General features: G+C 44.6%; 18 protein-coding genes. 11 read left to right on the top strand and 7 right to left on the bottom strand.

Features of this window, described 5'->3' with window-relative positions; all coding sequences use genetic code 11:
• Positions 1-67 precede the first annotated feature (67 nt).
• The 3 genes from pheS to rpmI form a co-directional block, all read right to left on the bottom strand.
• The gene (gene pheS, locus ACHUET_RS08410) at positions 68-1,123 is read right to left on the bottom strand and encodes a phenylalanine--tRNA ligase subunit alpha (protein ID WP_394212100.1); all 1,056 of its coding nucleotides are present in this window, start codon (positions 1,121-1,123) and stop codon (positions 68-70) included.
• Between the two features lie 327 nt (positions 1,124-1,450).
• Positions 1,451-1,807: a 50S ribosomal protein L20 gene (gene rplT / locus ACHUET_RS08405; protein ID WP_011281252.1), complete on the bottom strand. Its 357-nt coding sequence runs from the start codon at positions 1,805-1,807 to the stop codon at positions 1,451-1,453.
• Between the two features lie 135 nt (positions 1,808-1,942).
• Positions 1,943-2,140 carry a 50S ribosomal protein L35 gene (gene rpmI, locus ACHUET_RS08400; RefSeq protein ID WP_062845610.1) on the bottom strand — a complete coding sequence of 66 codons (198 nt, stop codon included), beginning with the start codon at positions 2,138-2,140 and terminating at the stop codon, positions 1,943-1,945.
• A 435-nt stretch (positions 2,141-2,575) separates the two neighbouring features.
• Here rpmI and ACHUET_RS08395 point away from each other — a divergent pair, with 435 nt between their 5' ends.
• The 7 genes from ACHUET_RS08395 (at position 2,576) to ACHUET_RS08365 (ending at position 8,871) form a co-directional block, all read left to right on the top strand.
• Complete coding sequence (locus tag ACHUET_RS08395) at positions 2,576-3,019, top strand: thioesterase family protein (RefSeq protein ID WP_394212098.1); 444 nt, start codon at positions 2,576-2,578, stop codon at positions 3,017-3,019.
• 169 nt (positions 3,020-3,188) lie between these two features.
• The gene (gene hisIE / locus ACHUET_RS08390) at positions 3,189-4,046 is read left to right on the top strand and encodes a bifunctional phosphoribosyl-AMP cyclohydrolase/phosphoribosyl-ATP diphosphatase HisIE (RefSeq protein ID WP_394212096.1); all 858 of its coding nucleotides are present in this window, start codon (positions 3,189-3,191) and stop codon (positions 4,044-4,046) included.
• Between the two features lie 237 nt (positions 4,047-4,283).
• The gene (gene tatA / locus ACHUET_RS08385; RefSeq protein WP_394212094.1) at positions 4,284-4,526 is read left to right on the top strand and encodes a Sec-independent protein translocase subunit TatA; all 243 of its coding nucleotides are present in this window, start codon (positions 4,284-4,286) and stop codon (positions 4,524-4,526) included.
• Positions 4,527-4,552: 26 nt separating this feature from the next.
• Entirely contained in the window at positions 4,553-5,212 is a 660-nt protein-coding gene (gene tatB / locus ACHUET_RS08380; RefSeq protein ID WP_394212092.1) for a Sec-independent protein translocase protein TatB, read from the top strand.
• On the top strand, positions 5,212-6,099 hold the full coding sequence (gene tatC / locus ACHUET_RS08375; protein ID WP_394212091.1) for a twin-arginine translocase subunit TatC: 888 nt from the start codon (positions 5,212-5,214) through the stop codon (positions 6,097-6,099). The genes tatB and tatC overlap by 1 nt, the downstream gene beginning before the upstream one ends.
• A 161-nt stretch (positions 6,100-6,260) precedes the next feature.
• The gene (locus ACHUET_RS08370; RefSeq protein WP_394212089.1) at positions 6,261-7,760 is read left to right on the top strand and encodes a UvrD-helicase domain-containing protein; all 1,500 of its coding nucleotides are present in this window, start codon (positions 6,261-6,263) and stop codon (positions 7,758-7,760) included.
• Between the two features lie 76 nt (positions 7,761-7,836).
• Positions 7,837-8,871 (top strand): tRNA dihydrouridine synthase, encoded by a 1,035-nt coding sequence (locus ACHUET_RS08365; protein ID WP_394212088.1) that lies wholly within the window; start codon positions 7,837-7,839, stop codon positions 8,869-8,871.
• 46 nt (positions 8,872-8,917) lie between these two features.
• Here ACHUET_RS08365 and ACHUET_RS08360 read toward each other — a convergent pair whose 3' ends face one another.
• Positions 8,918-9,346, bottom strand: a complete 429-nt coding sequence (locus ACHUET_RS08360) for an MAPEG family protein (RefSeq protein ID WP_394212086.1) — start codon at positions 9,344-9,346, stop codon at positions 8,918-8,920.
• Between the two features lie 11 nt (positions 9,347-9,357).
• Positions 9,358-9,771, bottom strand: a complete 414-nt coding sequence (locus ACHUET_RS08355) for an OsmC family protein (RefSeq protein WP_394212084.1) — start codon at positions 9,769-9,771, stop codon at positions 9,358-9,360.
• 451 nt (positions 9,772-10,222) lie between these two features.
• On the opposite strand from ACHUET_RS08355, the gene ACHUET_RS08350 reads away from it, so the two are divergent.
• Positions 10,223-10,744 carry an RNA pyrophosphohydrolase gene (locus tag ACHUET_RS08350; RefSeq protein ID WP_114701778.1) on the top strand — a complete coding sequence of 174 codons (522 nt, stop codon included), beginning with the start codon at positions 10,223-10,225 and terminating at the stop codon, positions 10,742-10,744.
• A 148-nt stretch (positions 10,745-10,892) separates the two neighbouring features.
• On the opposite strand, the gene ACHUET_RS08345 is transcribed toward ACHUET_RS08350, so the two are convergent.
• Together ACHUET_RS08345 and ACHUET_RS08340 are read right to left on the bottom strand one after the other, a co-directional pair.
• Entirely contained in the window at positions 10,893-11,735 is an 843-nt protein-coding gene (locus tag ACHUET_RS08345) for an NRDE family protein (protein WP_394212082.1), read from the bottom strand.
• Positions 11,736-11,844: 109 nt separating this feature from the next.
• Positions 11,845-13,506 (bottom strand): DUF4139 domain-containing protein, encoded by a 1,662-nt coding sequence (locus ACHUET_RS08340; protein ID WP_394212080.1) that lies wholly within the window; start codon positions 13,504-13,506, stop codon positions 11,845-11,847.
• A 439-nt stretch (positions 13,507-13,945) separates the two neighbouring features.
• Here ACHUET_RS08340 and lgt point away from each other — a divergent pair, with 439 nt between their 5' ends.
• From lgt to ACHUET_RS08325, 3 genes are all read left to right on the top strand, one after another.
• A complete protein-coding gene (lgt, locus tag ACHUET_RS08335; RefSeq protein WP_075106443.1) occupies positions 13,946-14,830 on the top strand; it encodes a prolipoprotein diacylglyceryl transferase in 885 nt (294 codons plus the stop codon).
• 153 nt (positions 14,831-14,983) lie between these two features.
• Positions 14,984-15,853 carry a thymidylate synthase gene (locus ACHUET_RS08330; RefSeq protein ID WP_394212078.1) on the top strand — a complete coding sequence of 290 codons (870 nt, stop codon included), beginning with the start codon at positions 14,984-14,986 and terminating at the stop codon, positions 15,851-15,853.
• A 79-nt stretch (positions 15,854-15,932) separates the two neighbouring features.
• Positions 15,933-16,520, top strand: coding sequence for a dihydrofolate reductase (locus tag ACHUET_RS08325; protein ID WP_394212076.1), 588 nt, complete (start codon positions 15,933-15,935; stop codon positions 16,518-16,520).
• Positions 16,521-16,546: the final 26 nt, after the last annotated feature.

Raw genomic sequence — 16,546 nt, 5'->3', positions numbered from 1 at the left:
TGGAGTAAAGCTTGGCAAATTAACTTGTTGTATTAACAAGGAGCACTTTTATATCAACAAAAGCTCTCTAGCCAAATTGCTTTAAGAAGCGTACGTCATTTTGGAAAAATAAACGCAAGTCATCAATACCGTAATACAGCATCGCAAAACGCTCGATACCCATACCAAACGCAAAGCCTGTGTGTTTATCGCTATCAATACCGCAGTTGGTCAATACTTGTGGATGCACCATACCGCAGCCCATCACTTCAAGCCACTTGCCATTGTCATCTAAAATATCCACTTCTGCAGACGGCTCAGTGAATGGGAAGAATGAAGGACGGAAACGTACGGTCAGCTCTTTGGCGAAAAATGCTTCCAAAAACTCACTAATCAGACCTTTTAGCTCAGCAAAAGTGCTCGACTCGGTGACCATAAGACCTTCTAGCTGATGAAACATTGGTGAGTGGGTTTGGTCTGAGTCGTTACGATAAACACGACCAGGACAAATAATACGAATCGGCGGCTCATTCTTTTCCATGGTACGGATCTGTACCGGGCTGGTATGCGTACGCAATAGATAATGCGCATCAAAATAAAAAGTATCATGCATCGCGCGCGCAGGATGGTGCGACGGAATATTTAATGCTTCAAAGTTATAGTAATCGCTCTCAACTTCAGGGCCAGTCGCGACATTGAAGCCCGCTTGAATAAAATACTGCTGCATACGCTGAGTAATCATCGTGACTGGATGCAGATGACCTTTTTGACCACCGCGAGCAGGCAACGTAATATCAATACTTTCACTCTCTAGCTTAGCATTGAGTGCTGCGACTTCTAACTGCTGCTGTTGATCAGTCAATGCTTGCTGAATGCGGCTACGCACCTCATGCAACCAGCCGCCGTAGGTTTTTTTGTCGTCAGCATCGAGTTTGCCCATCTGCTTTGACCAGCCCGTCAATGGGCTCTTTTTGCCAGTCAATTGCACACGCAAATCTTGCAACGTACGCGCATCAGTTACTTGTAGAATTAAAGCTTCAGCAGCACTCGCAAAGTCGGTAAGCTGAGCTTCATTGAGCTCATTGAGCTCTGAAGACAAGGTCGGTAGCGCCGACAAGTCGTTGGTAGCAGCAGGGTTAGTCATAAGACGCATTATTCCTGATTTGAACGGACTATTAATTGTAGGGGTTTGACCAAATATTGCAAACCATTTATCCAGTTATGTTTATATAAAAAATTGATATAAATACTGTTTATAAGAATGGCTTGAGTATTTAGTCGATGACAAACGTATTTCGTAACGACAAAGCCTCGACGTCGAACAGGCGTAGAATAATTTCATATAAAAAAAGCCACCGACCAGCGGTAGCTTTTATTAATATCGTACTATTAATCAATATTAGTTCTATTCGTTTAGATGCTTACTTAGATAAATTTTATATCTACTTAATCTCTAAAGAGTAGTTAATATTTATGCTAGTTCCGCTTTTGCTTTTTCGACCAATGCTGTGAAAGTCGCTGCATCATGCATAGCGATGTCTGCTAGAACGCGACGATCGATTGCGATGTTTGCTTTTTTCATGCCATTGATAAAGCGGCTATAGCTCAAACCGTTTAAGCGTGCACCAGCATTGATACGTGCGATCCAAAGACGACGGAAAGTACGTTTTTTGTTGCGACGGTCACGATAAGCATATTGACCAGCTTTGGTCACTGCCTGTACCGCTACGCGGTAAACACGTGAACGGGCACCGTAGTAGCCTTTTGCGCGTTTTAAGATTTTTTTGTGACGGCGATTTGCCTGTACACCACGTTTTACACGGGCCATAATTTACTCCAAGATTTTGTAATCACTGTTAAGCGAGTGATGATGCTGTCAAATAACAAACATCATTGTCAGATTGCAAAGTCAAATATCATTTCATCAGATAGTTTTCAATCAAAGATAGATGACAGTAGGCTATTAGATGTATGGGCACATACGACGAACTGCTGCTTCGTCAGATTTATGTACCAACTTAAGACCACGCAACTGGCGAATACGCTTAGGTGATTTCTTGGTCAAAATATGGCTTTTGAATGCTTGCTTACGTTTAAAGCCGTTTGCTGTTTTTTTGAAGCGTTTAGCGGCACCGCTTCTGGTTTTCATCTTAACTTTCATGATGATTTGCCTCTTTTTCTGTTTTAGAACCTGGTCGTCAAATAGTCATACCGAATAATCGTCATATAAATAACAACTAAACCTCTATTTGCCTCGAGGTGGGAGGCGCTATTTTAGCAGATAGTGCCTTGTTTTGCCAAGTAAAGTTTTGGCTAGCCTTTACTTGGCAACAAAGACCGTTAGTCAGCATAAGTAGAACTGCAGCGCAGCTCTCAAAAACCTCATGAAAATGGTCAATTTTCATCCAAATAGATTGAATGTCAGCTGAAGCTGTGCTTAAGTAGATACTTAAGTTACATCATAATATGGGTGTCATGGAAGCAAACTCATTTATTAAGTGTATACAGCCTTATTAGCTGTTCATCATTATTATGATTCTGCCAGCCTATCGCATGATAAGTAGCATAATTGTTTGCCATCACTTTAGGAGATAGTGTGTCAAAGCAAGAGTTGGTATTTGAGGATTATTTATTTGTTTTTGAGACAGTGATGCGCGTGCGTCATACCGAAATCGACTTGGGACAGCATGTGACCATCGAATCTCTGACTGCCCTTCTGTCCGAAGCGCGACTAAGGTTTCTACAGGCTAAAGGTATTAAAGAAATCAATTCAGATAAACAGGGTTTGATTATTGATAAATTGCAGTTGGTTATTTTGAGTCGTATACAAGCGCGTGAAGAGCTTTTGTTTGAAGTCGGTGTTGAGCCAATATATGATAATGGCGGTAATATAGTGATAAAAGTTACCCGTATGCACACGGGCGAAACGGTCGTAAAAGCACGGCAGCATTTTAGAAATTATGATTTTAATCTCAATAAAGTGATTAAGCTCGATAACACGACCAAAGAGGCTCTATATCCTCATTTATTTAGGCTGTAAAATAGCGAGTCAATAGTACCCCTTTTATTCTAATGCTCGCGCAGCTTTCATATGACATCATATTTCAGAGCACTTCAGAGCATTTTAGACAATCTCCTCGCTCCAATCATAAGTAGTATAATTACTTATTGATATTTTTATTCTCTAACTACAAGACGACACATACATTATGACTCTACCTGCTTGGCTGACTGCCGTAACTTTTAATGCTGATGGTTTGATTCCTGCAATTGCTCAAGATCACGAGTCAGGCCGTATTTTGATGATGGCTTGGATGAATGCAGACGCATTACAGCTCACCGCACAAACGCAGACCGCGGTTTATTTTTCGCGATCGCGTGGCAAATTGTGGCACAAAGGCGAATCATCAGGTCATACGCAAACCGTCCACGATATTCGTCTAGACTGTGACGCAGACGTGATTGTGTTAAGCGTGACTCAAGCGGGCGGTATTGCTTGTCATACAGGCCGCGAGTCTTGTTTTTATCAGCGTTTAGATTTGTCTGGTCCAACGCCAGAGTGGCAAACTGTCGATAAAATATTAAAAGACCCTGCGGATATTTATCATTCTGATAAATCTGCTAGCACCAGTTCTGAAAACGAAAATGCTAGCGCGACCACCGACTCGAATAACACTCAAGCGCAAGTCGATACTACTCAAGCGCCAATTGATAAAGGCTCTGTGCTAAAACAGCTCGATCAGGTATTGGCAGAGCGCAAACAAGCCGATGCCGACAGCTCTTATGTCGCCAGCCTATACGCTAAAGGCTTGAATAAAATATTAGAAAAAGTCGGTGAAGAGAGTACAGAGAGCATCATTGCTGCCAAAGATTTTGCTCACTGCGATGAAGGTAAAGACAAAGCTGCTTTTGAGGCGGCGCGCCATGAGCTGATCTATGAAGTGGCAGATGTCTGGTTTCATACTTTAGTCGGACTGGCATGGTTTGACATAGAGTCAGACGCTGTACTAAATGAGCTAGGAAGACGGTTTGGCTTATCAGGTATCGACGAAAAAGCGGCTAGATAGTTATTAAGATACAAAAAAAAGCATCGACCCTGTTTGATTATCGTTGATTTCACCTATTTGTAATAACTGCGGGTTATAATATAGCTCTGTTTTATCTCGCATTATATGTGATGCTTTTTTTGATACATAACTCTTTTATCAATTCAAAGCAGGCTTTATCAACACAAAGCAGACATATAAAGACTGAAAACTAAGTCACAAAACCAGGTCACAAAACCAGGTCACAAGGATACCATTATGGGTAGTTTTTCTATTACGCATTGGCTGATACTATTGGTCGTCGTCGTTGTCGTGTTTGGCACTGCAAAACTAAAAAATGCTGGCAAAGATTTGGGCGGTGCGGTTAAAGGCTTTAAAGAAGCGGTCAAAGATGAAAATACAGAGCATGCCAAAAAACGCGTGGTGCTTGACCATGATGGCACAGCCCATACCGACGAGCGCCCAGCAACCATTAAGGTTGATGACAAGCATAATGTATAGCATCTAGACAGTGATAGCGGACCATTATGTTTGATATCGGGTTTTCTGAACTACTTCTCTTTGGCGTAATCGCCCTAATCGTCTTGGGCCCAGAAAAACTGCCACAGGCAGCACGTACGGCTGGGCAATGGTATGCCAAAATTCGCCGCACCGTCTCGACCTTGCAGTCTGAGATAGAGGCAGAGCTAGACTTGGCTGAGACACGCCAGCAAATGCAAAAAGAACTTGCCAAAATTCGTCAAACCGAAGCCGATATGAGGCGCGAAATGGCGGAGATGCGCGGCAATATGAAGGCTTTTGAAAGCTCACAAAGCCATTCTCTAAAAGCATCGAATGAAGCGGTCGCGAATGATAGAAATAGCAAAGCTGACGACACAAAAAATCATCAGCAATCAGCCATACCAAAAGCATTCGACTATTCTTATGCAACTGACGAGCATCAAGATACATTAGAGAACGGTCAATTATCAAAGCGCGGTAACAGCAACGATGATAGCGATATGGCCGCTCCAGTTACTCAAATCCTTAATACCCGACCATGGGAAAATATGTGGTTCCGTTTGGGTGCTTACGATAAAGCCCGTCGCCTCCCAATGCCGCCTTATCTACCGAACTATAAAGCCGATACCTTACTAAATAGCTCGGTAAGTACGCAGACTTCTGATAATAAGCAGGGGACTGACTGATGCAACTACTCAAACGAAAAAAAAGCCGCCAAGAAAAACTCACTGTTTCAGATATTCCTGCTTTAGATGGCATTAATCAAGACGATAAAGCAACAACTGATAGCACTCAAAATGAATCATCAGAGGATGTTTTAAGCGCATTGGGTGACATGCCTATCACCGAGCATTTGATTGAGCTACGTCGCCATTTAATTAAAATATGCGTGGCTGTCTTGATCATCTTTTTGGGTTTGGTCGGTTACTCACGTGAGCTGTATAACTTTTTATCAGATCCGTTGGTGGCGCAATTGCCTGCCAATTCGACCATGATTGCCACAGATATCACCTCGAACTTTATGGCACCGATACGTTTGACGGTCTTCGTCGCCGCCTTTTTGGCGATGCCTTATATTCTTTATCAAATTTGGTCGTTTGTCGCGCCAGGGTTATATAAGAAAGAAAAGAGAATCGCTATTCCAGTGCTGCTGTCTTCCATATTTTTGTTTTATGCAGGGGTGGCTTTTTCTTACTTTATTGTGCTCAAAGGGGTCTTAAAATTCTTTATTATGTTTGCCCCGCAAAACGTACTACCGATGACGGATATCGATAGCTATCTGAGTTTTGCTTTAAAGCTATTTATGGTGTTTGGCTTGACGTTTGAGATTCCTGTTGTGACCTTGCTATTGATATTGGCCGGCATTGTCTCCATTCAGAGTCTAGAAGAAAAGCGCCGATATATCATTGTGGGCTGTTTTGCTGTGGCTGCCGTGGTCACGCCGCCTGACGGGGTATCTATGCTGATGCTGGCAATCCCGATGTGGTTACTGTTTGAGCTTGGGTTGTTTTTGGCCAAAATTTTGATCAAAGAAGAACCTAGCGCTGACCTGATATCAACAGTCAAAGAATAAAGCATTTACCCGTCTGACTTATCTTGTTTTCTTCTTGCCCCACGCGTAAGCTTAGTGCTTATTGTCACGATTGAGTACCACCATCTATAAGCCATTGTTTATCCAGTGGCTTTTTTTGCCCCTTGTGTTTTTAATCACTTTTGTATTTAGGTAGCTTTATTATGTCCGCATCGATGCCAGCTTATATGAGCGATCCCACTGATGAGCAGCTCGCTGCGCTGAATATGGCGATGGACCACAAATCATTTAAAGTGGTGGCGTATGCAGGCGCTGGTAAGACCACGACACTCAAGCTAATCGGTGAGCGTTTACGGGGTCGCGGATTGTATCTGGCCTTTAACAAAGCGATTGCCAATGATGCTCGTTCAAAGTTCCCACCACATGTAGAATGCCGCACTTTTCATTCATTGGCTTATCGTCATGTTGCTCGTGATATTACCGCCAAGCTATCTTTACCGCGCTTCTCTCCTAAGCGTCTGGGGGATGATTTGGGCTTGCAGCCTGTACAAGTCCGTCGGCAGATGGAAGGCGTTAATAAATATATTACGCTCACGCCAGCGCGTTTGTCTCGGTTCGTCAGCGATGCGGTCAGTAACTTCTGTAGTACGCATGCCAGCTATCCTGCGCCAAGGCACATCCTGTTCCCCAGTTGGCTCGATGCGTCGGACGCGGAGCAGCTACGCGAGATGCTCTACCCTGCCGTAGAGCAGCGTTGGCTACAGTCGATCGATGCGCGTCATCCTGCGGGCATTGGGCATGATATTTATCTCAAACTATGGGCATTGTCCAAGCCGAGTATCCCTGCGGACTTTATTTTATTTGACGAAGCGCAAGATGCTGATCCACTGATGATGGGTATCTTGACCCAGCAATCGAGACAAGTCATCTATGTGGGCGACGCGCATCAGCAGATTTATGAATGGCGCGGTGCGGTCAATGCGATGAAAAAACTGCCGCTACCGCAGACATTACTCACGCAGTCCTTTCGCTTTGGTGAGCCGATTGCAGAAGTGGCCAATACTTTATTAAAAGCATTACAAGAAGACGTACCGCTAAAAGGCAATCCGAACAAACAATCCTCTACCGATAAGGGCATGGTACACAGTAAAAAGGACGCCATTCTCTGCCGTACCAATGCCGCCGCCATGTCGCAATTACTCACAGGGTTAAAGCACGGCCATCGCGTGGCGCTACAAGCGGATACTGACCGTATGCTCAAATTCTGTCAGGCGGCGGAAAACTTAAAAAATGGTAAATCAGCTTACGGTGTACCCGAGCTGGCTTATTTTTATAATTGGGGTGATGTACAAGAATATGCTGAAACCAATGAAGGCAGTGATCTTAAAACATTGGTCAAACTGGTCGATGATCACGGTACCAATGTCTTGAGTCAAGCGGTTAATAGTCTGACTAGCATTGAAAACGCTGACTATGTCATCTCCACCGCGCATAAGGCCAAAGGGCTTGAGTGGGGTAAAGTACAGCTAGATGATGATTTTTACTACGATGTGACTACCAATGCGGTCAAGATAAGCCCAGAAGAATTACGCCTGCTTTATGTCGCTTGTACGCGGGCGCAGAGTAATCTAGATATTCATAATATCAAAGACTTGATATCAGGATTACAGACAGGGAAAAAGGTGATTTTTGGCAACACTTAGTCACTTTTCATGTTTGCCAATTTTAGTCCCTAGTCTACCTCTATTTATAACGACCTTTTAGCAGTGAATAACCAGCATGAATCAGAGCCAACAACTTCAAGAACGCCAAAATACCGTTAACCAGTTATTTGCAGCTCCCGTCCGCCTCCTCGCCCCGATGGAGGGCTTAACCGATCCGTTGATGCGCCAAATTTTAACGCAGATTGCGACGGATTTGGGTCGTCCTTATAATTGGTCGGTCAGCGAGTTTATTCGTATCACCCAGCATGTCTTGCCGGCGCATGTATTTTATAAATACGTGCCTGAGTTACATCACAATGCCAAAACTGCCTCTGGCACGCCGATTCATGTGCAGCTTTTGGGTAGCGACGCGCAGCTCATGGCAGAAAACGCCGCGTACGCTTGTGAGCTTGGTGCGCCTGCTATCGATATCAACTTTGGCTGTCCTGCAAAAACGGTCAATAGCCATCGGGGTGGTTCTGTACTGTTAGATGAACCTGAAACCATGTATCAGATTATCAGTGCCGTACGCCAAGCCGTTCCCGCCCATATACCAGTATCAGCTAAGATTCGTCTAGGCTATACCGATACCAGTCGCATGGATGATATTCGCGGCGCAATTAACGATAGCGGTGCCGATTGGCTAACCATTCATGCACGCACCAAAACCCAAGGCTATAAGCCGCCTGCCTATTGGGACAAAATCCAGAGTTTTAATGCGCTCGATATTCCAGTCATTGCCAATGGCGAGATATGGACAGCAGCGCAAGCAAGCGACTGTATGACTCAGGCAGGAACGTCACATCTCATGCTAGGTCGCGGCGCAGTAACACGTCCTGATTTAGTGGCACAGGTTGATAATGATACTGAAAAAAGTACTGACAGCGGAGAGAATACGGCGACATTGTTATGGCAAGATTTAATTGCGCATCAAATTAAGTTTTTGGAAGGTGAGGCAAAGAACGATGTGGTATTGGTTGGGCGTTATAAACAGTGGCTGGGTATGCTCACCAAAGGCTATGCTGAGGCGCAAATAGTATGGGAGGGTATCAAGCGAGAGAAAAACAAAGCGGTGATCATTCGTGCACTACAAGCGAGTGTTCAAGAATAATCACCTATTCTGATTTGATGTATTTGATAAGTATGGATGGGTAGCGCTATACACTCACTCGTATTGCCAGATAAAACAGCATCAGACAGCATGCCATTGATAATACCCAAAGGATAGAGCGAAACGTCGATAAGTTGGTGATATAAGCGGTGCAATAACCAATCCGAATGATCACATAGAGCCAAGCCAATACATTGATAATCGATTGTGGTACAAAGAACAGCATAGCCACCAGCACTGCCGCCAAAAATACCGGTAAAGTCTCATAGCTGTTTTTTTGTGCAGCATCAGCGCGTGCCGCCATCCCTGTTGCATTTTTAAAAAAATCGCGAGGATGTGCATTATTTCTGACCCTAAAGCCGCCAGATACTTTTGCAATTATTGATACAGCCCATGGCAGTAAGCTCGCTACCACCATCGCCCAAATGGCAGACGCCACTTTGTCAGTTACCAACTCAAAAAATGCACTTATCATTGTATAAGTCCCTAGCCTGCAACCACTTCAAAGTCATGGGTGATATTGACCCCACCCGCGACCAGCATGCGACTGGCTGAGCAGTATTTTTCTGCGGATAGATGAATGGCTTTTTCGACCTGTTTGTCTTTAATGTCTTGACCAGTAACCACAAAATGCAGGTGAATATCGGTGTAAACGGCTGGTGTAGTCTCGGCGCGCTGCGCAGTTAGCTCACAACGCACGTCTGTCACTGCTTGACGTGATTTTTGGAGAATTGACACCACATCATAGCTCGCACAACCACCCAGCCCTAATAAAACCAGTTCCATTGGGCTTGAGCCTTTTTCTTTGTCGGCATCGATTTGTACGTTATGTCCTGATGGTGACACGCCCATAAAGGCTTTGTTCTCTTGCCATGTAACGCTTGCTTTTGACTCTGACATTGTAAATGTTCCTTACTTTAATTGGCATGTCGCCTATTTTTATTGTTTGAAATATATGCAGCTTCGCTAGTGTAGCATAAGCCAAAGCAAGATTTTATAAAGCCATTGTTTGGCTATGGTGTCGTGAGAAAACAATTTCTTGGTCTCACCCTCTTTTTTAATAAATGATTTGAGCACTATGCAGCTATCGTTACTCGCATCAATATTTATTAAATTTTTATTTGAAAAACCTACAAAAGTCTGTTTATAAATAGTTGATTTTAAAAGGTAAAACTCGTGAAACATTTTATAGCAAAATACTGTTACACATTTTGCTTGTTTCTTGGTTTAATAACGGTAATGAATCTTGTTTTGAGCTGATATCGATAACAATCACCTTATAATAATTACGATTGCTATCATGGTTTTAATTCAAAACGAGCTATTTTTAAACAAATTAAAAGGTTTAGTCATGATAGATGCAGACGGCTTTCGCGCCAATGTCGGCATCATCTTGGCAAATACACAAGGGCAGGTTCTGTGGGCAAAACGTATTGGTCACAACGCTTGGCAATTTCCGCAGGGTGGTATCGACCGCGGGGAGACGCCGATGGATGCAATGTATCGCGAACTCTGGGAAGAGGTCGGTTTACATCCGCGTCACGTAGACTTATTGGCAGTCACGCAAGACTGGCTGCGCTATCGTCTGCCAAAACGTTACGTACGCCATGGCCAGCACCCCTTATGTATTGGGCAAAAACAAAAATGGTTTTTGCTACGCTTAGATGAGCCGAATACCCAACATATCCGCTTTGATGAAGGGAAACCTGAATTTGACCATTGGCAATGGGTCAGTTACTGGTATCCACTCGGACAAGTGATTCACTTTAAACGAGGCGTTTATCGTCGCGCCTTACAAGAATTGGTACGAGAACTTCCCTTAAAGCAAGAACTGATCATTCCTGAGCAAAATAATCATTTGATTCAGTCTTAATTTCTAAAATGTCCTTTTACTTTTTTATATAAAAAATGAAAAGCCTGTATCCAGTGATACAGGCTTTTTTGTGTGAATGGTTTTAATAATGATGTATAGGTTCTCGTGAAATCAGTAGAAGTTATCACTGACATTGAATAATAAGTTTTTACTCACTAGCCATTGAATGCGGATACTCTCGACTGACAATGTGAGCGGTGATCTCTGAATCTACCCTGCCATTTTTGCTCAAAGTTAAAATACTCTGGGTCCGTGTGCCATAAGTAGGCTTGCTGGTGTCAGTGTTGCCAAAGCTCACAGGCTCAATATAAACAGACGACAGAGTTTGCTCAAGCTCAGTGCTCATCCCTGTATCTGGTAGCTGATCATCTGGTGCCTTGGTATTATCTGACAACACATTGAATGCAGCTGCTTGCCAGTAGCTAGCCGCGCTGTCTTCGGCAATTAGTGGTAGCACCTCTTGGCGCAAACGACCACGCAACCGCTCCGTCTTAAACCAAGCTGATTCTGGCTGACCGTTTGAAATCACATGCAAACCTGCATGCAGTGGCGTGGGGGCATGACCGCGATTATTAACGATGACCGCTTGGCTGGCATCACCAATAACAAGATTGAAGCCTGCGTAGTTTTGCAAATCAATCTGCCGTGCAAAGGCCATCGGACTGAGCGTACTGGTCAAAAAACGCGTGACCAACTCACCGCGCGAACGTTCATTGGCACTTGCCTGCACACCGTCCCGAAAGTTGAGTACCGCCGCCCAGCGACCATTTTGCTGATAAATAATGTCATCCTCGCCTGCCGTATCTGTTAGCGACTGCTGATGAATACCTAACCATGTGCCACCGCTTTGACTGTCGCGCCCTGCATAAATCGGCTGGTCAGACCATTGATGCAGCGATTTTGTCGGACGCTGCAAAAACTCATCGCGATTGGACAATAGCACTAATGGCAGCTCGTCAAATAACTGCCAAGCAATGGCAACAATACACATAGCATTCCTTTTATATTTATCATCTGATTTATCGATACGCTAAAATAAAAAATAAGCGATATCGCATAAAACCTTACTAATCAGTAGAACCTAACTGGTAAATTCTAACTTATCGATTACCACTCAATATTTTATTGGCAGGATAGCTTATTTGCGAGGTTGAGCGTATCACTTGTGACTGCTTACTTGGCAGATCAAACTCCCACGCTACCATGCCTTGATTGTCATTCCAATTGCGCTCAGTGACAGGCGGCGTGTGCGTGACCGTAACTTTCAGACTATCATCACGGCTGATAGGCTCGCTACCCAATACTTGCAAACGCACAGGACGGTTATGCTGATTGGTAAACTGATAGGCTTGGGTCGTTGTTAAGGTTTGTGTGCGGTTCAACACGCCTTTTTCACCTTGCTTGTCTTCATTGGTTAACTCTTTGACCATCATACTTGGATCACGACCAAAACCAATCCCTTGCTCTTTTAACATTTGATAGTTATAGCGTGATTGTCCAACATAGTTGTCATCGCGGTACAGCTGTAATGAGCCGTCTACCCAATCTGGCGTCAAGAACGGCGCTGACGCATACCAATAGGCCGCCGTCTGGGCACTCGGTGTACTGCGCACCCACAGCTTACTGCTGCCAGATTGCTCACCAATGACGGTACGCACTCGTCTACCAACGCTGGGTATCGTTACTCGCTGCGGCAAGCGATACTCAATGATACCGTTTTTATTTTGGCTACTGACCGTAAAGTTCGGCAATGGTGCCATATTTGGTGCTCTAGAATCGTCGCTATAGCCCTCTCTGGCAGAGACTACGACAGGCATAGCCTCCGACATGGGCGGTACATTGACCACATTGTTGTTTCTATTTTCTTCATATAGCGATAGGCGTGGCACATAAGGTAATTGTCCTGTGGCACTTTGATTAGGATTCGCGGTACTGAGAGTCACAGGTACGTTGGTCCAGTTCTCGCCTGTTTGTTGGGCGATGATCGCCGAGGCGGTGATACTTAACTGGTCGCTATTGGTGTTGAGACGTGCCTGATACGTAGGCTCCCACCCTGCACCGCGCACTTGATAATGCAACTTAATGCTACTAGGCACGCGACTAGCAGTGCGTACACTCACCTGTGTCACATTACTCGCCGTTGACGCGGCACTACCTGCCATCAGCTGATTCATTGTATCTTGGGCGCTTGCTTGTCGCCGCTCCATCTCAATAATACTTTGGTTAATACGGGTCGCCTGCGCCTCTATATCGCGTGCGTTGCTAGCAATCGTACTCGCCGTGCTGACTTGCGTGGCCTTAGTCAAATTTTGCAAATAGGCTTTTGCTAAGCGTGCCGCTTCTAATTCCGCATTGATACTAGCCAAGGTATTTTGCTGTGTTTGTACCTTGGCGTCACCTTGATATTGGCACTGGATTGCTTGCTCTCCTGTTAATTCCTCAATACTGATTTCACCAATATTCACATTACCTATTGCCTGTACGCTGAGACTGTCTTTATCCATATAAGGCGAAAGACACGAAAATATCACGGTTTGCTCACCGCTACCAGTAATGGGTAGTGCTCGTGTCACACTCGCCAAGCCTTGATAAACCGTCACTTGCTCGATACTACTCGTTGCCGCTTGGGCGACGGGTAACCCTAATATTGCACTGCTGCCAAGCATCAGTGGCAGAACAACAAACCGCGATATTTGAGGGCGTGGCGATAATGCGCGTGCAGGATCCGTCAGTCCAGACCACTGTGTTGGGTATGCGTTCATATGTCTTTCCTTAGAAGTGAAATCAATCATAGCGTCAATGCTCATCGGAGATAAGCAAGTAAGACAACAGTTATTCAAACGTATTGAGATCGCTTTTTTGGTGAGTGTTGATGTTCAATATCTTTATACGGTTATCATCTATTCTATGATATTTCTCAAAACTATAGTGTACTCTTATCAACTATTAATACTACCAACGATCAATACTACCATTGTCACCCCAAAAAATTATCTATCGTGACTTCTACCATCACTACTGTCATGAGACCTACCTCACTTCATTTATCTCATCTCGTGACTACTAAGCGTAAGATTAAGCATCAGTTTAACGCTATAAACCGTCAATACTGCGTGATGGCCTTGATAGCAATTGTGTATGACCAGCGCTTGAAATTTGCTATTATAGTCAGCACTTTATTATCAATATTATGACACCCTTATGATGATTCATCCTCAGTACGATCCTGTCGCCTTGGCACTTGGGCCCGTCGAAGTCCACTGGTATGGGCTGATGTATTTACTGGCGTTTGCTGCCGCTTACGGTCTGGCATGGTATCGCAGCACCAAGCGTGAGGGCTGGACGACAGACATGGTCTCAGATCTCGTGTTCTTTGGCGCACTGGGCGTCATCTTGGGTGGTCGTGTCGGTTACGTGTTGTTTTATCAATTTGGCGAGTTGCTACAAAACCCTGCTTACCTCTTCAAGGTTTGGGAAGGCGGCATGTCATTCCATGGTGGCCTGATCGGTGTCATGCTAGGGATGCTGTACTTTGCTCGCAAATATAAAAAGACCCCGTTTCAAGTGCTCGATTTTATCGTGCCCTGCGTCCCGACAGGTTTGCTGTTTGGTCGCATCGGTAACTATATCAATGGCGAGTTATGGGGCCGTGTCTCTGATGGTGGCTACAATTGGCTCACCTACTTTCCTCAAGCGGCTGGCTTTGATATGCAGCAACTGCAAGCCAATCCTGAGCTACAAGAGGTGATGACTGAGGTAAATGGTCAGTACTTATTACCTCGTCACCCATCACAACTGTACGAGGCCTTTGCCGAAGGTCTGCTGTTGTTTTTATTCTTGTGGTGGTACTCATCAAAACCTCGTCCGCGCATGGCAGTGACGGGTGTCTTTATGTTGGGCTATGGCTTGAGCCGCTTCATCATTGAGTTCTTCCGTCAGCCAGACGTTGACCAAGGATTTATTTTGTTAGGTTGGGTGACCAAAGGGCAAATATTGAGCACGCCGATGATTATTATCGGTCTGTTCTTAATCGGTTACGCTTACAAACGCGGTATTTACGATTGGGGTAAGCACGCCGCTTACTAAGGGTCTCGCCTTACCGATAAAACGATTAATCACTTGAATAAGAGGGTACGCCTCATAACGCATACCCTAGCAATACTTTTAACAATGATAGCGTCTATATGGATTACTAGCCTAATCTGTGGACGCTGTCAGCAGTAATTAAAGAGCACTTTTATGAGCAATGGCACCCAAAGTAACAACGAGCAAGCGTATCTTGATTTGCTGCGCCACGTCTTAGACAACGGTACTGAAAAAGGCGATCGTACGGGTACGGGTACGCTGAGTCATTTCGGCGCACAGCTGCGTTTTGACTTAGCGGCAGGTTTTCCACTATTGACGACCAAAAAAGTTCACTTCAAATCCATCGCCTACGAGCTATTATGGTTTTTGAGTGGCAGCACCCACGTTCAATACTTGCAAGACAATGGTGTGCGTATCTGGAATGAATGGGCGACAGCGGAGCAGACCGCACGCTTTAACCGTCCTGCAGGCGACTTAGGTCCCGTATATGGTCATCAGTGGCGTAACTATGGTGCAAGTAAAGGCGCAGACGGCAGCTATAACGATGATGGTGTCGATCAAGTCGCACAGGTCGTTGAGCAAATCAAAACCAATCCCAACTCGCGGCGCTTGATTGTTTCTGGCTGGAATCCAGGGGAGGCAGAGCAAGTGGCACTACCCCCGTGTCATACACTGTTCCAGTTTTTTGTGGCGGATGGTAAACTCTCCTGCCAGCTATATCAACGTTCGGCTGATCTTTTTTTAGGTGTGCCTTTTAACATTGCCAGTTATGCGTTATTGACGCATATGGTTGCGCAGGTTTGCGGCTTAGAGGTTGGTGAGTTTGTTTGGACAGGTGGTGATTGCCATATCTACCAAAACCATCGTGAGCAAGCTGAGCTACAATTGACACGCTCGCTATATACGCCGCCAACATTGATACTGAACCCAAAAGTTAAAGATATTTTTGCTTTTGAATACGACGATATTAGCGTCAATAACTATGAGTCTCATCCGACTATCAAAGCCAAAGTTGCCGTTTAAAGTACGTCTCATGCACGACAATAAATAAGACTGTGAGTTAAAATACAGACGTTTAAAAATATAATAGAAAGGACACATTATGAGTTATGCCCACACTGAAGTTGCCCAAATCGCCGCCATAAGTAGCAATCGCTGTATCGGTAAGAACAATGAGCTGCCGTGGCATATCTCACAAGACCTGCAGCACTTTAAACAATTGACCACACGTGACCCGCAGAATACGGCCTCGAGTAGCGATATGCAAGGCATCGTCATCATGGGTCGCAAGACATTTGAATCAATGGGTAGCAAGCCATTACCAAAGCGTGTGAACTTCATTGTCTCCACTCAGATGGACTACGCAGAGCAAAAAGGACTGGTAGGACACGCCCACGCGCATGTGGTTCACAACTTAGATGATGCACTGACGCATGCAGCAAGTTTGGCACATGGGCTGCATTTAGATACTATTTGGGTGATCGGCGGTGAACGTATATTCAATGATGCCATGATGTACACGGATCGCATTGAGCTGACCCATGTAGACACTGACATTACCGATGGTGATGCTTTTTATCCTAAGCTACCCGCGCGCTATAAAGTAGCTGAGGAGTCTGAGCAAATGCATGACGAAAAAAGTGATTTAAGCTTTAAATTTGTGACTTATAAAGTAGAGAAGACTGATTAAGAGCATTTGATTAACTCAAGAAAAGG

Source organism: Psychrobacter piscatorii, assembly GCF_043641605.1.
Taxonomy (GTDB): domain Bacteria; phylum Pseudomonadota; class Gammaproteobacteria; order Pseudomonadales; family Moraxellaceae; genus Psychrobacter; species Psychrobacter piscatorii_C.
Note: the sequence above shows the minus strand (reverse complement) of the source record. Positions and strands in the feature narration are given on the sequence as shown.

Bases quoted from the DNA above. Each gene is read 5' to 3' on its own strand.
- hisIE (WP_394212096.1), top strand. From the start codon at position 3,189: ATGACTCTACCTGCTTGGCTGACTGCCGTAACTTTTAATGCTGATGGT.
- ACHUET_RS08365 (WP_394212088.1), top strand. From the start codon at position 7,837: ATGAATCAGAGCCAACAACTTCAAGAACGCCAAAATACCGTTAACCAG.
- lgt (WP_075106443.1), top strand. From the start codon at position 13,946: ATGATGATTCATCCTCAGTACGATCCTGTCGCCTTGGCACTTGGGCCC.
- tatA (WP_394212094.1), top strand. From the start codon at position 4,284: ATGGGTAGTTTTTCTATTACGCATTGGCTGATACTATTGGTCGTCGTC.
- ACHUET_RS08360 (WP_394212086.1), bottom strand. From the start codon at position 9,346: ATGATAAGTGCATTTTTTGAGTTGGTAACTGACAAAGTGGCGTCTGCC.
- tatC (WP_394212091.1), top strand. From the start codon at position 5,212: ATGCAACTACTCAAACGAAAAAAAAGCCGCCAAGAAAAACTCACTGTT.
- pheS (WP_394212100.1), bottom strand. From the start codon at position 1,123: ATGACTAACCCTGCTGCTACCAACGACTTGTCGGCGCTACCGACCTTG.
- ACHUET_RS08325 (WP_394212076.1), top strand. From the start codon at position 15,933: ATGAGTTATGCCCACACTGAAGTTGCCCAAATCGCCGCCATAAGTAGC.
- ACHUET_RS08330 (WP_394212078.1), top strand. From the start codon at position 14,984: ATGAGCAATGGCACCCAAAGTAACAACGAGCAAGCGTATCTTGATTTG.
- ACHUET_RS08350 (WP_114701778.1), top strand. From the start codon at position 10,223: ATGATAGATGCAGACGGCTTTCGCGCCAATGTCGGCATCATCTTGGCA.
- ACHUET_RS08340 (WP_394212080.1), bottom strand. From the start codon at position 13,506: ATGAACGCATACCCAACACAGTGGTCTGGACTGACGGATCCTGCACGC.
- ACHUET_RS08370 (WP_394212089.1), top strand. From the start codon at position 6,261: ATGTCCGCATCGATGCCAGCTTATATGAGCGATCCCACTGATGAGCAG.
- rplT (WP_011281252.1), bottom strand. From the start codon at position 1,807: ATGGCCCGTGTAAAACGTGGTGTACAGGCAAATCGCCGTCACAAAAAA.
- rpmI (WP_062845610.1), bottom strand. From the start codon at position 2,140: ATGAAAGTTAAGATGAAAACCAGAAGCGGTGCCGCTAAACGCTTCAAA.
- ACHUET_RS08345 (WP_394212082.1), bottom strand. From the start codon at position 11,735: ATGTGTATTGTTGCCATTGCTTGGCAGTTATTTGACGAGCTGCCATTA.
- tatB (WP_394212092.1), top strand. From the start codon at position 4,553: ATGTTTGATATCGGGTTTTCTGAACTACTTCTCTTTGGCGTAATCGCC.
- ACHUET_RS08355 (WP_394212084.1), bottom strand. From the start codon at position 9,771: ATGTCAGAGTCAAAAGCAAGCGTTACATGGCAAGAGAACAAAGCCTTT.